We start from the raw sequence: 14,217 nt of genomic DNA, 5'->3' as shown, positions 1-14,217 counted from the left end.
GCACTCGGCCGGCAAGGCCGGTTACTGGAGCGGCTTTGGCGTGCGGGGGAGATCGGTGCCGCCGATTACCTGGTGCAGTTGCGCCAGTCGCTGGATACGCAGGAAGCGGCGACCGCCCATCGCGGTCGGGCATGGCGCGCGTGGTTCCAGTGGCTGGCGGCCACCGGCCGCACTCTCGATTGGACGGGAATCGACGAAAACGATTTTGAGGCGAACTGACATGAATCGACGCGTATTGCTCTTGTTGATACTTCTGGGAACCGGTGTCGCTGGCGCGGCCGATTCGCATGATCATGAAAACGAAAAACCGAGTGCGACGGCAACGGAGCACGAAGAAGAGCGGCATGAAGAGGGACAAAAAACCGGCGACGAGCATGGCGCCCACGACGAGCACGAAGAGGGTGGAGTCTCGCTCACCGACGGCCAGCGCCGGACAATCGGTCTGCACGCCGAAACGCTCACGACGCAAGAGGTAAAGGTCGCGATCGAAGCACCGGGTGAGGTGCGGCTCAACAGCTACGCCACGTCAAAGGTGGCTCCCCGTATTGCCGCTCAGATCGTCAAACGCCATGCCCGGCTCGGCGATCGGGTCACCAAAGGGGCCGAACTGGTCACGCTCTCCAGCGTGGCGATGGCCACCGTCCAGGGGGACTTGAAGGTAGCGCATCGCGAATGGGGACGCTCGCGCCGGCTCGGGAAGGATGTCGTCTCCGAACGGCGGTACACCGAAGCCAAGGTCGCCTATGAGTTGGCCCGGGCCAAAGTAATGGCGTACGGCATGACCGATGCGCAGGTCACTGCGGTGCTGGCCGGCAAGGCACCGGCCTCGGGCGAGTTTGTACTGCTCGCACCGCGGGAGGGAACCGTGATTGCCGACGATTTCGTCGAAGGCGATGTGGTCGAGCCGGGGCGGGTGCTAATGACACTTACGGATGAGTCGTTGTTGTGGGTGGAGACACAACTTACACCGGAACAGGCCGCTGACGTGGCTATCGGGGCCGGGGCCCGCATCGACACGCCCCATGGCGAGGTCACCGGGAAGGTGGTACAGCTGCGCCATGCGGTCAATGAGGCAACCCGCACGCTGGACGCCCGCCTTGAAGTGAAAAATCCCGACGACACGCTGCATGCGGGTGAATTCGTAACCGTGCGCATTGACAGCACGACAACGGAAGAGGCCTTCACCGTTTCGGAAGAGGCCGTGCTTCGCAGTCCCGACGGCGACTGGCAGGTGTTTGTCGAGGAGGAGCCCGGGCGCTATTTACCCCGCGAGGTGGAACTGGTGCGTACGGTGGGCGACCGCGCCGTTGTGCAGGGTCTGGGCGCCGGTACGTCAGTGGTCACCCATGGCGCCTTCTTTCTCCAGTCCGAACTCGCCAAGGGCGGGTTCGAGATCCATCAGCACTGAGAGGGTGCGCAAAAAGGGTATGACCTACTGCGGAAGCGCGAGGACGGCCCGCTTGGACGAAGCCTCTCGTCAAATAGACCGGGCTATTCTCCTCGAACCTTCACCCACCCGGTCTCGCCCTCGCGCTCCCTCACTACGGTCAACCCTTTCCGCACACCCTCTGAGAGACTACTCATGCTGAACCGAGTGATCGATTTTGGCGTGCACAATCGCCTGCTGGTGGTGCTCGCGTTGCTGGCCGCCCTGGTGGGCAGCGCGTTCCTACTGCCGAAACTCAATCTGGACGCCTTCCCGGATGTCACCAACGTCCAGGTACAGATCAACACCGAAGCGGAGGGGCTGGCGGCCGAGGAGGTCGAACAGCTCATTACCTACCCGATCGAGGCGGCGATGTACGCCCTGCCTGACGTGGAGGAGGTTCGTTCCATCTCCAAGACCGGGCTGTCGGTGATCACCGTGGTGTTCAAGGAGGGCACCGACATCTATTTCGCCCGCCAGCTGGTGTTCCAACGACTGCAAGCGGCGCGCGAGCAGATCCCCAAAGGGGTCGGCGTGCCGGAGATGGGGCCGAACACCTCCGGACTGGGGCAGGTGTTCCAGTACATCCTGCGAGCCGAAGAGCCGGGGCAGTGGGATGCGATGGCGCTGCGCAGCCTCAACGACTGGGTCGTCAAGCTGCTGCTGATGCCGGTTCAGGGGGTGACGGAGGTCCTCTCCTTCGGCGGCGAGGTACGCCAATACCAAGTGCAGTTGCGGCCGAAGCAGTTGCTCGCCTACGGCCTCGACGTGCCGGCCGTCACCCGGGCCATCGAAGCCAACAACCGCAACGCCGGGGGTTGGTACATGGACCGAGGTCCGGAGCAGTTGGTCATTCGCGGTATCGGTTGGGTGCGCGGCGGCGAAGAGGGCGTGACGGACATTGGCAACATCCCCCTCAAGAGCGACGACGGTACAGTGGTTCGCGTGCGCGATGTGGGTAGCGTTGCCTTCGGCCCCGAGATCCGCCAAGGGGCAGTCACCATGACCGTGCGCGAACAGGGCGGCGAGCCGCAGCGGCTTGGCGAGGTGGTCGCCGGGATCGTGCTCAAGCGCATGGGCGCCAATACCAAGGCCACCATCGAAGGCGTCAAGACCCGTCTGCCGACCATTCAGCAGGCCCTGCCCGACGGGGTCCGGCTGGAGCCGTTTTACGACCAGTCCGAGCTGGTGAACAAGGCCGTGGCCACGGTGGGCAAGGCGCTGGTGCAGGCCTTCGCTCTGATCCTGGTGGTGCTGCTACTGTTTCTTATCAACCTGCGCGCCACTCTCCTGGTGCTCATCTCCATCCCGATCTCCGTCGGACTCGCATTGATGGTCATGGCCCATTGGGGCGTATCTGCGAACCTGATGTCGCTGGGCGGTCTGGCCATCGCCATCGGCATGATGGTGGACGGCTCAGTGGTGATGATGGAAAACATCTTCCGCCACCTGACCCACCCCGACGCCGAGCACGAGGAGGCAATCCGCGAGGCCGTGGCGCCGGACGACCCCGATCCGTTCGACGCCTCCGACGATCGTCGCGGGATTGCCCTGCGCATCCAGGAGGCAGCACGGGAAGTCGGACGTCCCGTCTTCTTTGCCGTCATGATCATCGTCATCGTTTTCGCCCCGCTGTTTACGCTGGAAGGGGTGGAGGGCAAGCTGTTCCAGCCCATGGCCATCTCCATCGTGCTGGCGATGCTCGCCTCGCTCGGCGTGGCCCTCCTCGTGGTACCGGCACTTGCAACCTATCTCTTCCGGCGCGGTGTCAGGGGGCGGACCAGCCCGCTGGTGGCACCGGCGGAGCGTGCGTACAGTGCCGTATTGCCCACCGTGATCGCCCGACGAAAAGGCGTTATCGCTATCGCACTCGCCTTGTTGGTGGGGGCGCTCGCCCTGGTGCCGCAACTCGGTACGGAATTCGTTCCCGAACTGGAAGAGGGCACCCTCAATATCCGCGTGACGCTCGCACCCTCCACCAGCCTGGCGACGTCATTGGGCGTTGCGGAGGTGCTCGAGGAGCGCCTGATGAATTTTCCCGAGGTGGAATATGTCTCCAGCCGCATCGGCCGGGCCGAACTCGGCGGCGATCCGGAGCCGGTGTCCAATATCGAGCTGTACGTCGGGTTGAAGCCCGTTGCCCAGTGGACCACGGCACCGGACCGGCCGGCGCTGGAGGCGGAGATGGAAGACGCCATGTCGGTGCATCCGGGGCTGCTTTTCTCCTTTTCCCAACCCATCGCCACCCGCGTCGACGAACTGCTTTCCGGCGTCAAAGCCGATCTGGCCATCAAACTGTTCGGCCCGGAACTGGACGTACTTGCCGCCAAGGGCAAGGCCATTGAGCGCGTCGCCAAGGAAGTGGCTGGTACCCACGGCGTGGCACTGGAACCCATCGCCGGCGAGGCGCAGCTCGTGGTACGCCCGGACCGCGATCGCCTGGCGCGCTTTGGTGTGCCGGTAGCGCAGGTCATGCGCCTCGTTGAGGACGCCATTGGCGGGACCACCGCAGGGCAGGTGATTCGCGGCAACGAACGCTACGACATCTATGTGCGTCTGCAAGAGACCGAGAGGGGCAACATCGATGCCATTCGCAACCTGCTGCTCCAGTCCCCGAACGGCGCCCTCGTACGGCTGGGCGAGGTAGCACAGGTAGCCGTGGAGTCGGGCCCGCCTCAGATTCGTCGTGACGATGTGCAACGGCGTGTCGTCGTTCAGGCCAATGTCGAAGGAAGGGATATGGGCTCGGTGGTGGCGGATCTGCGCGAGGCTATCGCCCGGGAGGTCGACCTGCCGGCCGGCTACTCCGTCGTGTTTGGCGGGCAGTTCGAGAACCAGCAGAGAGCCCAGGCGCGCCTTATGATCGTTGTGCCGCTTTCGCTTGCCCTGATTTTCCTGCTGCTCTATTTCGCCTTCGACTCAGTGGGTCAGGCGCTTCTCATCATGCTCAACGTACCGCTCGCGCTCATCGGCGGCATCGTGGCGCTGTTTGTCTCCGGGCAGTATCTCTCGGTGCCCGGCTCCATCGGCTTCATTGCGCTGCTCGGCATCGCAGTGCTGAACGGCGTGGTCATGATCAACGCCATCAATCAACGACTTTCGGGAGGCCTGCCGTGGCGAGAGGCGGTCCTGTGCGGGGCGGCATCACGGCTGCGGCCAGTGTTGATGACCGCCCTTACCACGATGCTCGGACTGATCCCGATGCTGCTTGCCACGGGTGTGGGTTCCGAGGTGCAAAGGCCTTTGGCGACAGTGGTCGTGGGCGGACTGCTCTCATCGACCTTTTTGACTCTATTTGTCTTACCCGCGCTGTATGGGGGCTTTTCTCGCGCCCGTATAGCTTCCGAAGTGGTTTATTCACGCCCCTCATCAGCGGAGAACACTCAATGAAAAGAGCTGTTTTAGGCGCTCTTATGTGTAGCCTGGGCGCTTGCGCTGCACCGGGCATCACCCTGCTTTCTCAAAACCGGATCGGTCTCGAGCGGATCGGTTCATCGACCGCACGCATCGGTTATGTGTTCGCAACCGAAAACAACACCGGCATACGCCTCCGGGGTAGCGTAAGGCGCTCCCCGCCCCTGCGCGGGCCCATTCCCGGCCATATCGATTTGAACGTCATCTCCCCGGACGGCGCCCCTGTCGAACAGAAGGTCGTCGATTACCGGATTCGGAACCTCCATTCACGTGAGGCACACTTTTCGACCGTGATCACGACGTATTTGCCGCCCGGGACCATACTGCGTCTGCGCCACCATGCGGGACCGCACGGCTGAACGGATGAAAACGCGAGTCGGCTCCCTAAGCGAGCGGCCGAAGAGCGACAAGATCGATGCCCACGTGTTGGCGGATACCGAACGGATTCCTTCTGTAGATTGGGAGAAGCCGAGATGAGGTGCTCTGGCTCGGGAGCACCGCCCGACTGTTTCGGCGCTCACTACCCAGCCCACCTAAGCAAAAAACCAGCGCCATGCGAGACACCGTCCATCGTGGCCGAAGAGCGGCAGATCGACCGGCTGCACCAAGCTGCGCTGGAGCTGATTGCGAGGATGCGCTTTTGAGCGAGACCTTGGCGCTTCTGGCCGGGCGTGGCTGACGCTTGGGGCGTGCTGCTGGTTTTACGTTGCAGTTTCCGTTCTCGACCCGGAACAATCCCTTGCGGGTTCCTCCCGAATGTGGGGGCTTAACAAAGCAAAGGAGCCACCCTTGTACAGAGTGGCCCCAAGTTTTTCAGGCAAAGCCGCTGATGAGACTAAATGCTTTTCCCCTCACTACTTCTTCTGCGGCGATGTGCTGCGAAAAGGCCTATAAGGCCGGTCGCCATTAGCGTGAGGGTTTCCGGCTCTGGGACCGAGACGGGTTCTTCGGTGGACGAGACCAGTTCGAACCGAAGCTCGGGTTCCTCCAAATCGAGATTAACGCCCTCGTCTTCGGCTACGAGACCAATACCTGGAGCGTAATATTTCAAGTCCCTGGCATCCGGTTCCAACGGACTGGTGTCTAACACGCGAAGGACATCGGAGAACTCACCGGCTTCCACCGAAATCTCCGTAAGCGGAAGGATATGCTCGCCGACGTCGACCGCTTCGTCATCCGGGGCAAACTCCTGAAAGTAGGTCAACCCATCGGTTAAGGCTGTCGGGAGAGCCGGCATAATCCATCCCGGTTGGGCCGGTTCACCACCGGAATTCGCGAGATTTTCGCCGGCGATCCATGCGCTTTCGTCGTTCGTGCCGATAAGGTTTCCCTCCTCATCGTACTCGTAGTTCGTCACATCCTCGCCGAAATACCAGACAGTCCCACCGGTATCCTGCGCAAAATAGTCGAAGGTATCCTCGACCAGGAGACCGTCTTCAAAAGACCGGTCGCGCTGCGCCGTGGTCTGGACTCCAAGAATCTTTCGGCCCGGACCTGTAACGGTCAGTTCAAAACGTTCGGTGGCCGTCTCCCCATTCTCCTCCGTTTCGCCTTCGAAAACGCGTGTGCCTTCATAGTCGAGTGGGAAATAGGGGTTGTCGATTTGCGTTCCAGGCTCGAACGTAGCGGCGCCGAAGTCCGGCAGAAGCGGCTGGGAATGGACGCTGCCGGAAGAAAATCCGGCTCCCATGGTTATGGCCGATAATAGAATTGTCGCATGGTTTCTCATATTGACTCCTCCTTGAGTGCGGTGCCTTCGCGAGTGCAGGAGGCTCGGTTTCCGTTGATGTTCCTACACCCGCAATTACCTCTATATTTCCATATTTATAAACAGGGGATTATGCTCAGGCAAGAAGAAGCTAGGTAAAATCACGCATTCAGCAAAATACTGAGATCGCGGCAGCTATAGCAGAGTAATTGCGACAAACAGCTGTTTACTGCCGTTGGAGCATGACTCCTGAACGGCTGTTCTTGGCCGTTTCGGCAAGTTGAAGGCGTTTGCGGATAGACCAGACGTCTTTAAGCTTGGGCGGTGACTTTGGGCCGGAACGCATTCACCCCGCCCTTCCCAATCCTTAATCTAGATCCGCTGCCAAGGCAGCTCGAAGGGGCGCGTCGATCGAATCAAGCCGATGGCTGCATTCCGGGTTTTCAATGCCGATGGCCACATCGTTTCCTTTTTTTGCCGCTGACACGCATCTCAGGCGTCAACTCAAAACGCATGAGGTGAACGGATGAGGTCTTTTCTTCGTTCGTCCGTTCCAGATCCGTCCCCTTTTTTGAACTTCACCGCTGTCGCCGACCGGACAGAATAATTGACGTCGGACATACTTCTTCATAACCCTTTTTCTCGTTAGAGGTAGTTTGAGATTTCTTTTAGATCTCGCAGGCTTTTCTTCAGCTCGGCCGGTGAATCCACATCGCCCGTAGGCACCCCTCGATGTGGTCTTGCACGAACACCGTTTTGGCATTGCCAATAGCCTTGTAGACCGCTTGTAGCTGTTGAGCCACTTCAAGACAGGGCTTCCCCTGTTCAATCATGTCGATTTTCCACACGCTTGAGGTGATTAATGACGTCGGGGTGCTCCGGGGTGCTCCGCCTGAACGAACACGAAATCGTCCGCGACTCTGGACAAGCTGATGGAGCTGGCACGGCGGCCAACCACGAGAAGCTTACAATGGGAACGTTCCAGTTCGATGACTTGTTCCCCTCTTCCTAACTCAGGAGCGAAGGAACCAAAGCATTAGAACACCGAATGGCAAGAAACATGGCAAGACCTGACTGGCCCATCGGCACTACGCGAACTATACCGAAGGAAGGGAAAACCCTTTTCTACCGGGGTTCCGGAAGCGTTTGACGCCGTCGATGTGAAACGCGTCACGGGCCGTGATGTCGCCACCAAAACAGGACATGTACATGTACCACTTGTGGTAACAGCGGAACATGACTTCATTGTTCACCCCGGCGATCCCTGACCCGGGCCGATGGTTACCCGCACCGCTCCGGGACGAGGGACACGAGTCACCAGAGGGCTGAAGGGACTGAAAGGAGGTATTGATGAGGAGAGGATGCTCACTTTACTGGGGTTTTGGGCTGGCCCTGGTGGTGCCCACCACCGGTCAGGCGGCCGGACTGGACGACGTCACCATGCAGATGGTTGAGGAGGCTGACAGCACGGCGATTCGACGCCAGATCGAACTGCCCGAAATCGACGCCATCAAGACTCGCTTCCGCGAACAGGTAAACATACGAGTCTGGGAACGCGACCTCGACAAGGCGCAGCAGCGGGCGCAGAAAAAGGAGCACGAAAAGAGACGCGAAAAGGAGCGGCAGCAGAACCTCCAGGCGACCCTGAAACGCGAACAGTACCTCGAGCACAAGCAGGAAGCGGAGGAAGTGGCCGCGGAAATCCGGAAAATGACGGAGGAGGAAGCACGAGAGGTTCGAATGGAGGCCGAAGAACACGCCTGGGGGGCCCGCGACGAGGCCGAAGAGCGTGCCTGGGAGGCCCGCGACGAGGCCGATGATCATGCCCGGGAGGCACGCGATGAGGCCGAAGAGCATGCCCGGGAGGCCCGGAATGAGGCCGAAGAGCATGCCCGGGAGGCCCGGAATGAGGCCGAAGAGCATGCCCGGGAGGCTCGCAAAGAGGCCGATGAGCATGCCCGGGAGGCCCGGGAGGAGGCCCGAGAGCGTGCTCGGGAAGCCCGGGAAGATGCCAGGGAGCGGGCGCATGAGGCTCGCGAGGAAGCCCGGGAGCGGGCGCAGGAAGCGCGCGAGGATGCAAGAGACGATGACTGACGACGGACGGGAGTATGTCGGGGAGAGCATCGAAAAGTGAGCCGGTGAAACGTCAATCCGGAAGCATCCGCATCATCCTTTTCGGGGCGCTATTGACGCTTTGCGGAACGTTGAGCGCAGCGCCTTCAGAAGGCAGGTTTGAACGCGGTCTGACGGCGTTCCGGGCGGGTGATTTTGGGGCGGCCTGCCGGTTCTTCGAAGAGGCCCGTCGGGGCGGCCTCGACACACCGGCACTCGACTACAACCTGGGGGTTTGCCACTACCGGCTGAGCAATTACCGGCAGGCGCGAGAGGCCTTCGAGCGGGTCGCGGTCCACCCGCCCCTCAAGACGCTTGCCCATTACAACCTTGGGCTGGTGGCTCTGGACGTGGGAGACCGAAGCGCGGCCGGTCGCTGGTTTTCGCTGGTCTCCCGGAACAGCTCCGATCCCAAACTGAAAACGCTGGCTGAATCCCAGCTGGAAGGTCTCCGGAAGCCCCCGGCCGACAGCTGGATTGCGGCCGTTTCGGCAGGAGGCGGCTACGATGACAATCTGGTCGATCCCATCAATGAGGCGGGCACTTCGACCAGTGACTGGTTTCTGGAGGCCTACGCCTTTGCGCTCGGCCCGCTGTCGGGAACCATCAAGGATGGTGTAAAGGCGGATGCGACGGTATTCGCCACCCGCTATCAGGACCTCTCGGCGTACGATTTGACCTTCTGGCAGGGAGGAGTGGCGATCGCAAGGCCGCTGACGGGGTGGGATACGGAGGCCGGCGTTCAACTGGAGCAGAGCACGCTGGACGGCGACGACTACCTGCGCGGTGTCAGTGCCGTGTTCACCGGAGATAGTGCCCTAAAGGGGCCCTGGCAACTGCGCCTCCGCTACCGCCATACCCGGTTCGACGCGCTCAGCAGCCGGTACGATCAACTCGAGGGCAGCCGTGACCGATTGGAGGCCCGGGGGAGACGGCAGGTGGATGATCGGCGCCTCACACTGCTTTACCGCCTCGACCGCAATGATCGGAACGACCTCCGGACCTCCACCACGTTCACCAGCTATTCACCCGTCCGGCACACCTTCCGCGGCGGCTACGATACGCTTGTCGCCCCAAACTGGAACCTGCAGACCGAGCTGGAGTACCGGACCAGTCGCTATTCGGACGACAACGTCCTCGCCGATGAAAGCACCATCCGGCGTGAAGAGGATCGCTACAGGGCGGATTTACGGCTGAGCCGGCGACTCGACAAGAGATGGCGTGTCGTTGGTCGCTATGAGTTTACGGACAACCGGGCCAATCTGGATCGTTATGATTACACCCGAAACCTGTACACAGTAAATCTGACTGCCGCATTCTAACCACGCGACCTGGTGAACCGGATAGCCGCCGTCACCTGCCTTTCGAAGAATAAACGGATTATTGTAGTAACTTTCTCGCCTGCAAGGCCGACTTCTGATTCGCGAGTTGTTCGACCCGCCGGTTTGGAGTGACTGGCCGTTTTTTGTAGCGCCACCTCCTCCGCCTCATGGGGGTTGATATACCTCTGCCGGATCAGCTCCACTAATCGTTCCCGCGCGTTGATCGCCGCTCCCCGAACGGCCTGCGACAGACCTTCAACCGTTGCGTATCGGAGCCGCACCTGAGGACGCGCACGCATGCTTTGTCGTTGAAAAGGAAGACGCCAAAGCCGCTTTTTCAGGAACTTGACAGATGTCCTGACGACGACTTTATTCAATAACAAGATTTACTTTTTTTTTAGCATTAAAAGCAAGCAATTAATCACTTACCAGTTTAATGGAGGATATCGCGCAATAGAGACAGTGCGGCTACTTAAGGAGGGTGAAATGAACAACACGTGCAGAAAGAGCTTGCTAGCCTCGGGACTCGTTGCTGTTTCGTCGTCCGCATCGGGAAATAACGGTGATCAGATGGTCGGTTTCAGCGCCATCAGCAATGCAATGGGCGGTGCGGTCGTTGCGCTTCCCCAAGACGTTACCACTTCACTCAGCAACCCCGCCGGGCTGTCATTCCTCAACCTTGGCCCCACAAAATCACGGTTCGATATGAATCTTGCGGTCCTCGCGCCGGAACGGGTGCTCAATGGTGTTGAGAGCGACGGCGATGCCTACGTGCTGGCCACGGGGGGATTCGCCTTCGAGAGTGAACTGATGGGGGATGGATTCACCGTGGGCGTCGGCGCCTACCCGATCTCGGGCGGAGGCGTCGACTTCCCCAAAGAAGCTTTCGTGATGCCGACGCCTAACGGGGCTCAAGAGATTTCCATCGTGGCAAATCGTCAGTCCCTTCGAATCGGCCCCGCCGTTTCCTATCAGGTAAATTCCCGGTTTTCCCTGGGGGCCAACCTGAGCCTGGCCTCCAACATGATGTCCCTCAAAGGAATCCGGAACTTTCCCACCGACGTCGCTTACGGCTACGCCTGGGTACTCGGCACCACCTACAAACCGAGCGACAGCGTGATCCTCGGTTTTGCCTACACCAGCGAATCGAAATCGTCGGACCTCAAATGGCACACAGACGATGGCACCTACCGCTTGTCATTCGAGGACCCGCGCACCGTCAACGTCGGAATCGGCTACGAGCCGAATCCGCGCTGGCAACTGGAAGCAGATGTCAAATGGCTCAACTACAGCGAGGTCCGGGACGAAAATGTGCTGGATGGACCCAATGGGGACCAGTTGATCAGCTATGGCTGGGATGACCAGGTGGTTTACGCACTCGGTCTTCGCTACTTGATCCCGGCTCGTTACACGTTAATGGCCGGCTACAACTACGGCGAGTCACCGCTCGGTCCCGAGGATGTCAACAACAACATCGGGGCGACGGCAATCGTTGAACATCACTTGTCGGCGGGGCTCGGCGTTCAAATATCACGCTTCTCCAGCCTGACGTTTTCGTGGATCCGAGGTTTTGAAAACAGCTTGACGGCATCGACCGGACTACCGACGGAGGTGAGTTTCGAAACAGACATGTACACGCTGCAGTTCACCTATAAAAACTAAATGGTGGAGAGATGAGGAGTACAACGATGAAAACAACGAAACGAAGATTACTACTGATCGCTATCGGCATGGTCATAACCACGACTGGCTGTGTAGGTCCGCAGTTTTCAGCGCCGACATCCGATGCCGGTTCCGGCTGGCAAACGGAATATACCGACGCCCTGAATCCTCACACCCAGCTCGCGCTTGGTGTTTTGCAGGCAGTCGAGCGAGGAGATACGATCCAGAACCGGGCACGCATGGCCGATCAATGGCAGCTCCTGTCCGAAAGAATCGAAGCGGGCGCTGACACCAGCGAGGTCAATAAGATTCGCAGAGAGATCGAAAGCAATAGCAATCCGGCACTGGTGGAAAAAGCCAAGGATGCACGCTATAGCCGCTCCGATCTTATGGGGTTCATGATCAGCAGCGGTATGAAAATCCCCAAAGACGGAATATCGTCGCTGGATCCGGACATGATGGCCGCCCGGCAGGCCTCCAAAGTGTTGCGTGGAGAGGACAACGACAAGGAGAAGTTTGTCATTAAATCGGTTCCGCCCGAACAGATATTGACCCCGGTCGAGAATCTGACGCTTGGAACGGCGAAGCTACTGGCTGAAGATCGCGACTCATTTGAAATGAGTCAGGTGTTCCGGCTCGCGCTGTACTTACGTCCGCTTCGCCGCGTCTACGATCCGAACCCCGATCTCAATAAGAGATCCGACCAGAGTAAAATGGAAGCGATCTACATGGATCGGATTTGGCGAACGCTGAAACCCGAACAGATTCGCCAGATCCGGGAGTGGAATTTGACCCGGGAAGACATGGAAAAGTATCTGAGCAACCACGTACAGCTATTTCAAGTCGAGGCGACGAAATATCCAACCTTTGCTTTGCTGGAGTACGCGGTCAACGACTTTCATGAGCAGATTGCCCCGGCAGTCACCATAAAAGCCGACGAGAAGGATGACTACTTTATTCCGACGACCCTGACGCAGCTGGATGGAACCGACAAGAGCCACGGCAAGAAGCTTTTTGAGGGCGCCTGTGCCGGTTGCCATGGAAACGACGGGCAAGGTCGTTTCCCCCCTATCGCGGTACCATCGTACCTATCACTTCACTCCGATCACGAGCACTTTCACATCGTGCAGGAAGGCCCACCGCAGAAACCGGGTTCTCCTATCGTAATGCCGACGTTCAACGGCAAACTTACCGAGGACCACATCTGGGCGATCACCAAGTATATCCGCTCTTTCGAATCCCGGAATTTTACGAGAAGAGGTGAAGCAGAAGCCAGAGCAGCAGGCATACAGTTCTACGACACGGCTGACGTTTACACCATGTGGCAGAACGGACAGAACGGACAGAGTGACAGGTATTTCCTGGACGTTCAGAGTGACATTGCCTTCCGGATCATGGGGCACATGCCCGGTAGCCACCACATCCGTCCCCAGGAACTCGACCAACAGATGAGTGGCCTTCCCAGGGATAAGGAAATCATTGTCATCGACATGTTCGGTTCCCAAGGTGTGGGGATCGCCCACCGGCTGAAAAAGGCGGGCTACCAAGTGGGGTACATGGAACCCGGCATGATCGACTGGCATATCAATCGTAATTTCCCCGTGGCCTATAACTGATACCCACATCACGGCGGGGGCCTTGCCCCCGCCAAGCCAATCAACCTAAAAAAGATGGTAACTACTCACCCCCTCCGTCATTCCCTGTCACCCCCGCGTAGGCGGGGGTAGGCGGGAATCCAGAGAACAGAAGCATGGCTCAAAATGGATCCCCCCTACGCGGGGATGACGGATTTCCCGGGCCGTGCGCGATCACCCGGGCGAGCAGTTACAAAAGATGAGGGATAAAAATATGCGAAAATATTCTTATGTACGCTCCTCCAGGATCGCACTGGCCAAGGTATTGCTCATGGTCGGGTTCCTGGGGAGCTCTCATGCCGCCGTTGCCGAGGATACTGATGCGATAGGCCCGAAGTTGACACCCAGATTGCAACAGTTACTCACCGATGAAATGCGAGCCGTCAAACAGGCCATGGGACACATCATGAACGGCCTCATTACCGGTGACCATGCCATGGTCGGATCCCAGGCTCAGCAAATCCGCGACAGCTTCATCCTCAAAAAGGAACTGACGGAAGAGGACAAGAAGAATCTCATGGCCGCCGCATCTCCGGGGTTCGTCAAGCTGGACGGCTCTTTCCATGAGATGGCGGGCATGCTGGTGCAAGTGGCAACGGAGAAGCACAGCGATCTGCAAACCTATTACTTCGGCCGGATGGTAGAGGCGTGCCAGGAGTGCCACAGCCAATACGCCACCAATAAATTCCCGGCCTTCGGCGGGAAGCAGACGGGCGGACATACACACTAGGAGCCTGTCCGAGAATAGCGACCGTCACGAAGGAAAGCCGGATTGATTCAGATTTTCGGTTCCTTTGAGGCGAATACGACGGCATGGACGCAGTCGCTAGAGCGACGCATGCCGCCATGGATGGCGACAGTAGAATGTCTGGAATCTATTCTCAAGGATGCCCGAGCCGACGAGTGCAGGGAAGCACTCGGTAGAGCGAAGCAGGATGC

General features: G+C 59.3%; 10 protein-coding genes and 2 pseudogenes. 9 read left to right on the top strand and 3 right to left on the bottom strand.

The window, feature by feature from the left end; all coding sequences use genetic code 11:
• The 4 genes and pseudogenes from Q7L05_RS14905 to Q7L05_RS14890 all read left to right on the top strand — a co-directional run.
• A pseudogene (locus Q7L05_RS14905) lies at nt 1-219 on the top strand (hypothetical protein); the annotation flags it as partial.
• A gap of 1 nt (nt 220) precedes the next feature.
• Nucleotides 221-1,408 (top strand): efflux RND transporter periplasmic adaptor subunit, encoded by a 1,188-nt coding sequence (locus Q7L05_RS14900; RefSeq protein ID WP_303908412.1) that lies wholly within the window; start codon nt 221-223, stop codon nt 1,406-1,408.
• A gap of 174 nt (nt 1,409-1,582) precedes the next feature.
• Complete coding sequence (locus Q7L05_RS14895) at nt 1,583-4,816, top strand: efflux RND transporter permease subunit (RefSeq protein WP_303908409.1); 3,234 nt, start codon at nt 1,583-1,585, stop codon at nt 4,814-4,816.
• Nucleotides 4,813-5,199, top strand: a complete 387-nt coding sequence (locus Q7L05_RS14890; RefSeq protein WP_303908406.1) for a hypothetical protein — start codon at nt 4,813-4,815, stop codon at nt 5,197-5,199. The genes Q7L05_RS14895 and Q7L05_RS14890 overlap by 4 nt, the downstream gene beginning before the upstream one ends.
• Nucleotides 5,200-5,675: 476 nt before the next feature.
• Here Q7L05_RS14890 and Q7L05_RS14885 read toward each other — a convergent pair whose 3' ends face one another.
• The 3 genes and pseudogenes from Q7L05_RS14885 to Q7L05_RS14880 form a co-directional block, all read right to left on the bottom strand.
• Nucleotides 5,676-6,569 (bottom strand): PEP-CTERM sorting domain-containing protein, encoded by an 894-nt coding sequence (locus tag Q7L05_RS14885; RefSeq protein WP_303908403.1) that lies wholly within the window; start codon nt 6,567-6,569, stop codon nt 5,676-5,678.
• A gap of 346 nt (nt 6,570-6,915) precedes the next feature.
• Nucleotides 6,916-7,108: pseudogene (locus Q7L05_RS17540) on the bottom strand (DUF3501 family protein); the annotation flags it as partial.
• Nucleotides 7,109-7,237: 129 nt separating this feature from the next.
• Nucleotides 7,238-7,381, bottom strand: a complete 144-nt coding sequence (locus Q7L05_RS14880; RefSeq protein ID WP_303908400.1) for a metal-sensing transcriptional repressor — start codon at nt 7,379-7,381, stop codon at nt 7,238-7,240.
• A 517-nt stretch (nt 7,382-7,898) separates the two neighbouring features.
• On the opposite strand from Q7L05_RS14880, the gene Q7L05_RS14875 reads away from it, so the two are divergent.
• From Q7L05_RS14875 to Q7L05_RS14855, 5 genes are all read left to right on the top strand, one after another.
• Nucleotides 7,899-8,642, top strand: coding sequence for a hypothetical protein (locus tag Q7L05_RS14875; RefSeq protein WP_303908397.1), 744 nt, complete (start codon nt 7,899-7,901; stop codon nt 8,640-8,642).
• A gap of 44 nt (nt 8,643-8,686) precedes the next feature.
• Nucleotides 8,687-9,982 (top strand): tetratricopeptide repeat protein, encoded by a 1,296-nt coding sequence (locus Q7L05_RS14870; RefSeq protein ID WP_303908394.1) that lies wholly within the window; start codon nt 8,687-8,689, stop codon nt 9,980-9,982.
• Nucleotides 9,983-10,327: 345 nt separating this feature from the next.
• Nucleotides 10,328-11,644 (top strand): OmpP1/FadL family transporter, encoded by a 1,317-nt coding sequence (locus Q7L05_RS14865; protein ID WP_303908391.1) that lies wholly within the window; start codon nt 10,328-10,330, stop codon nt 11,642-11,644.
• A gap of 26 nt (nt 11,645-11,670) precedes the next feature.
• Nucleotides 11,671-13,260, top strand: a complete 1,590-nt coding sequence (locus Q7L05_RS14860) for a c-type cytochrome (RefSeq protein ID WP_303908388.1) — start codon at nt 11,671-11,673, stop codon at nt 13,258-13,260.
• 232 nt (nt 13,261-13,492) lie between these two features.
• Entirely contained in the window at nt 13,493-14,008 is a 516-nt protein-coding gene (locus tag Q7L05_RS14855; RefSeq protein ID WP_303908385.1) for a hypothetical protein, read from the top strand.
• Nucleotides 14,009-14,217: the final 209 nt, after the last annotated feature.

The sequence above is a fragment of the Thiohalomonas denitrificans genome, from assembly GCF_016841685.1.
In the GTDB taxonomy this organism is placed as follows: Bacteria; Pseudomonadota; Gammaproteobacteria; order Thiohalomonadales; family Thiohalomonadaceae; genus Thiohalomonas; species Thiohalomonas denitrificans_A.
The sequence above is the reverse complement of the archived record's forward strand: the minus strand, read 5'-3'. Positions and strand labels throughout refer to the sequence as shown.

What these genes read in the sequence shown, in the direction of transcription:
- Q7L05_RS14900 (WP_303908412.1), top strand. Translation starts at nt 221, where the DNA reads ATGAATCGACGCGTATTGCTCTTGTTGATACTTCTGGGAACCGGTGTC.
- Q7L05_RS14895 (WP_303908409.1), top strand. Translation starts at nt 1,583, where the DNA reads ATGCTGAACCGAGTGATCGATTTTGGCGTGCACAATCGCCTGCTGGTG.
- Q7L05_RS14890 (WP_303908406.1), top strand. Translation starts at nt 4,813, where the DNA reads ATGAAAAGAGCTGTTTTAGGCGCTCTTATGTGTAGCCTGGGCGCTTGC.
- Q7L05_RS14885 (WP_303908403.1), bottom strand. Translation starts at nt 6,569, where the DNA reads ATGAGAAACCATGCGACAATTCTATTATCGGCCATAACCATGGGAGCC.
- Q7L05_RS14880 (WP_303908400.1), bottom strand. Translation starts at nt 7,381, where the DNA reads ATGATTGAACAGGGGAAGCCCTGTCTTGAAGTGGCTCAACAGCTACAA.
- Q7L05_RS14875 (WP_303908397.1), top strand. Translation starts at nt 7,899, where the DNA reads ATGAGGAGAGGATGCTCACTTTACTGGGGTTTTGGGCTGGCCCTGGTG.
- Q7L05_RS14860 (WP_303908388.1), top strand. Translation starts at nt 11,671, where the DNA reads ATGAAAACAACGAAACGAAGATTACTACTGATCGCTATCGGCATGGTC.
- Q7L05_RS14855 (WP_303908385.1), top strand. Translation starts at nt 13,493, where the DNA reads ATGCGAAAATATTCTTATGTACGCTCCTCCAGGATCGCACTGGCCAAG.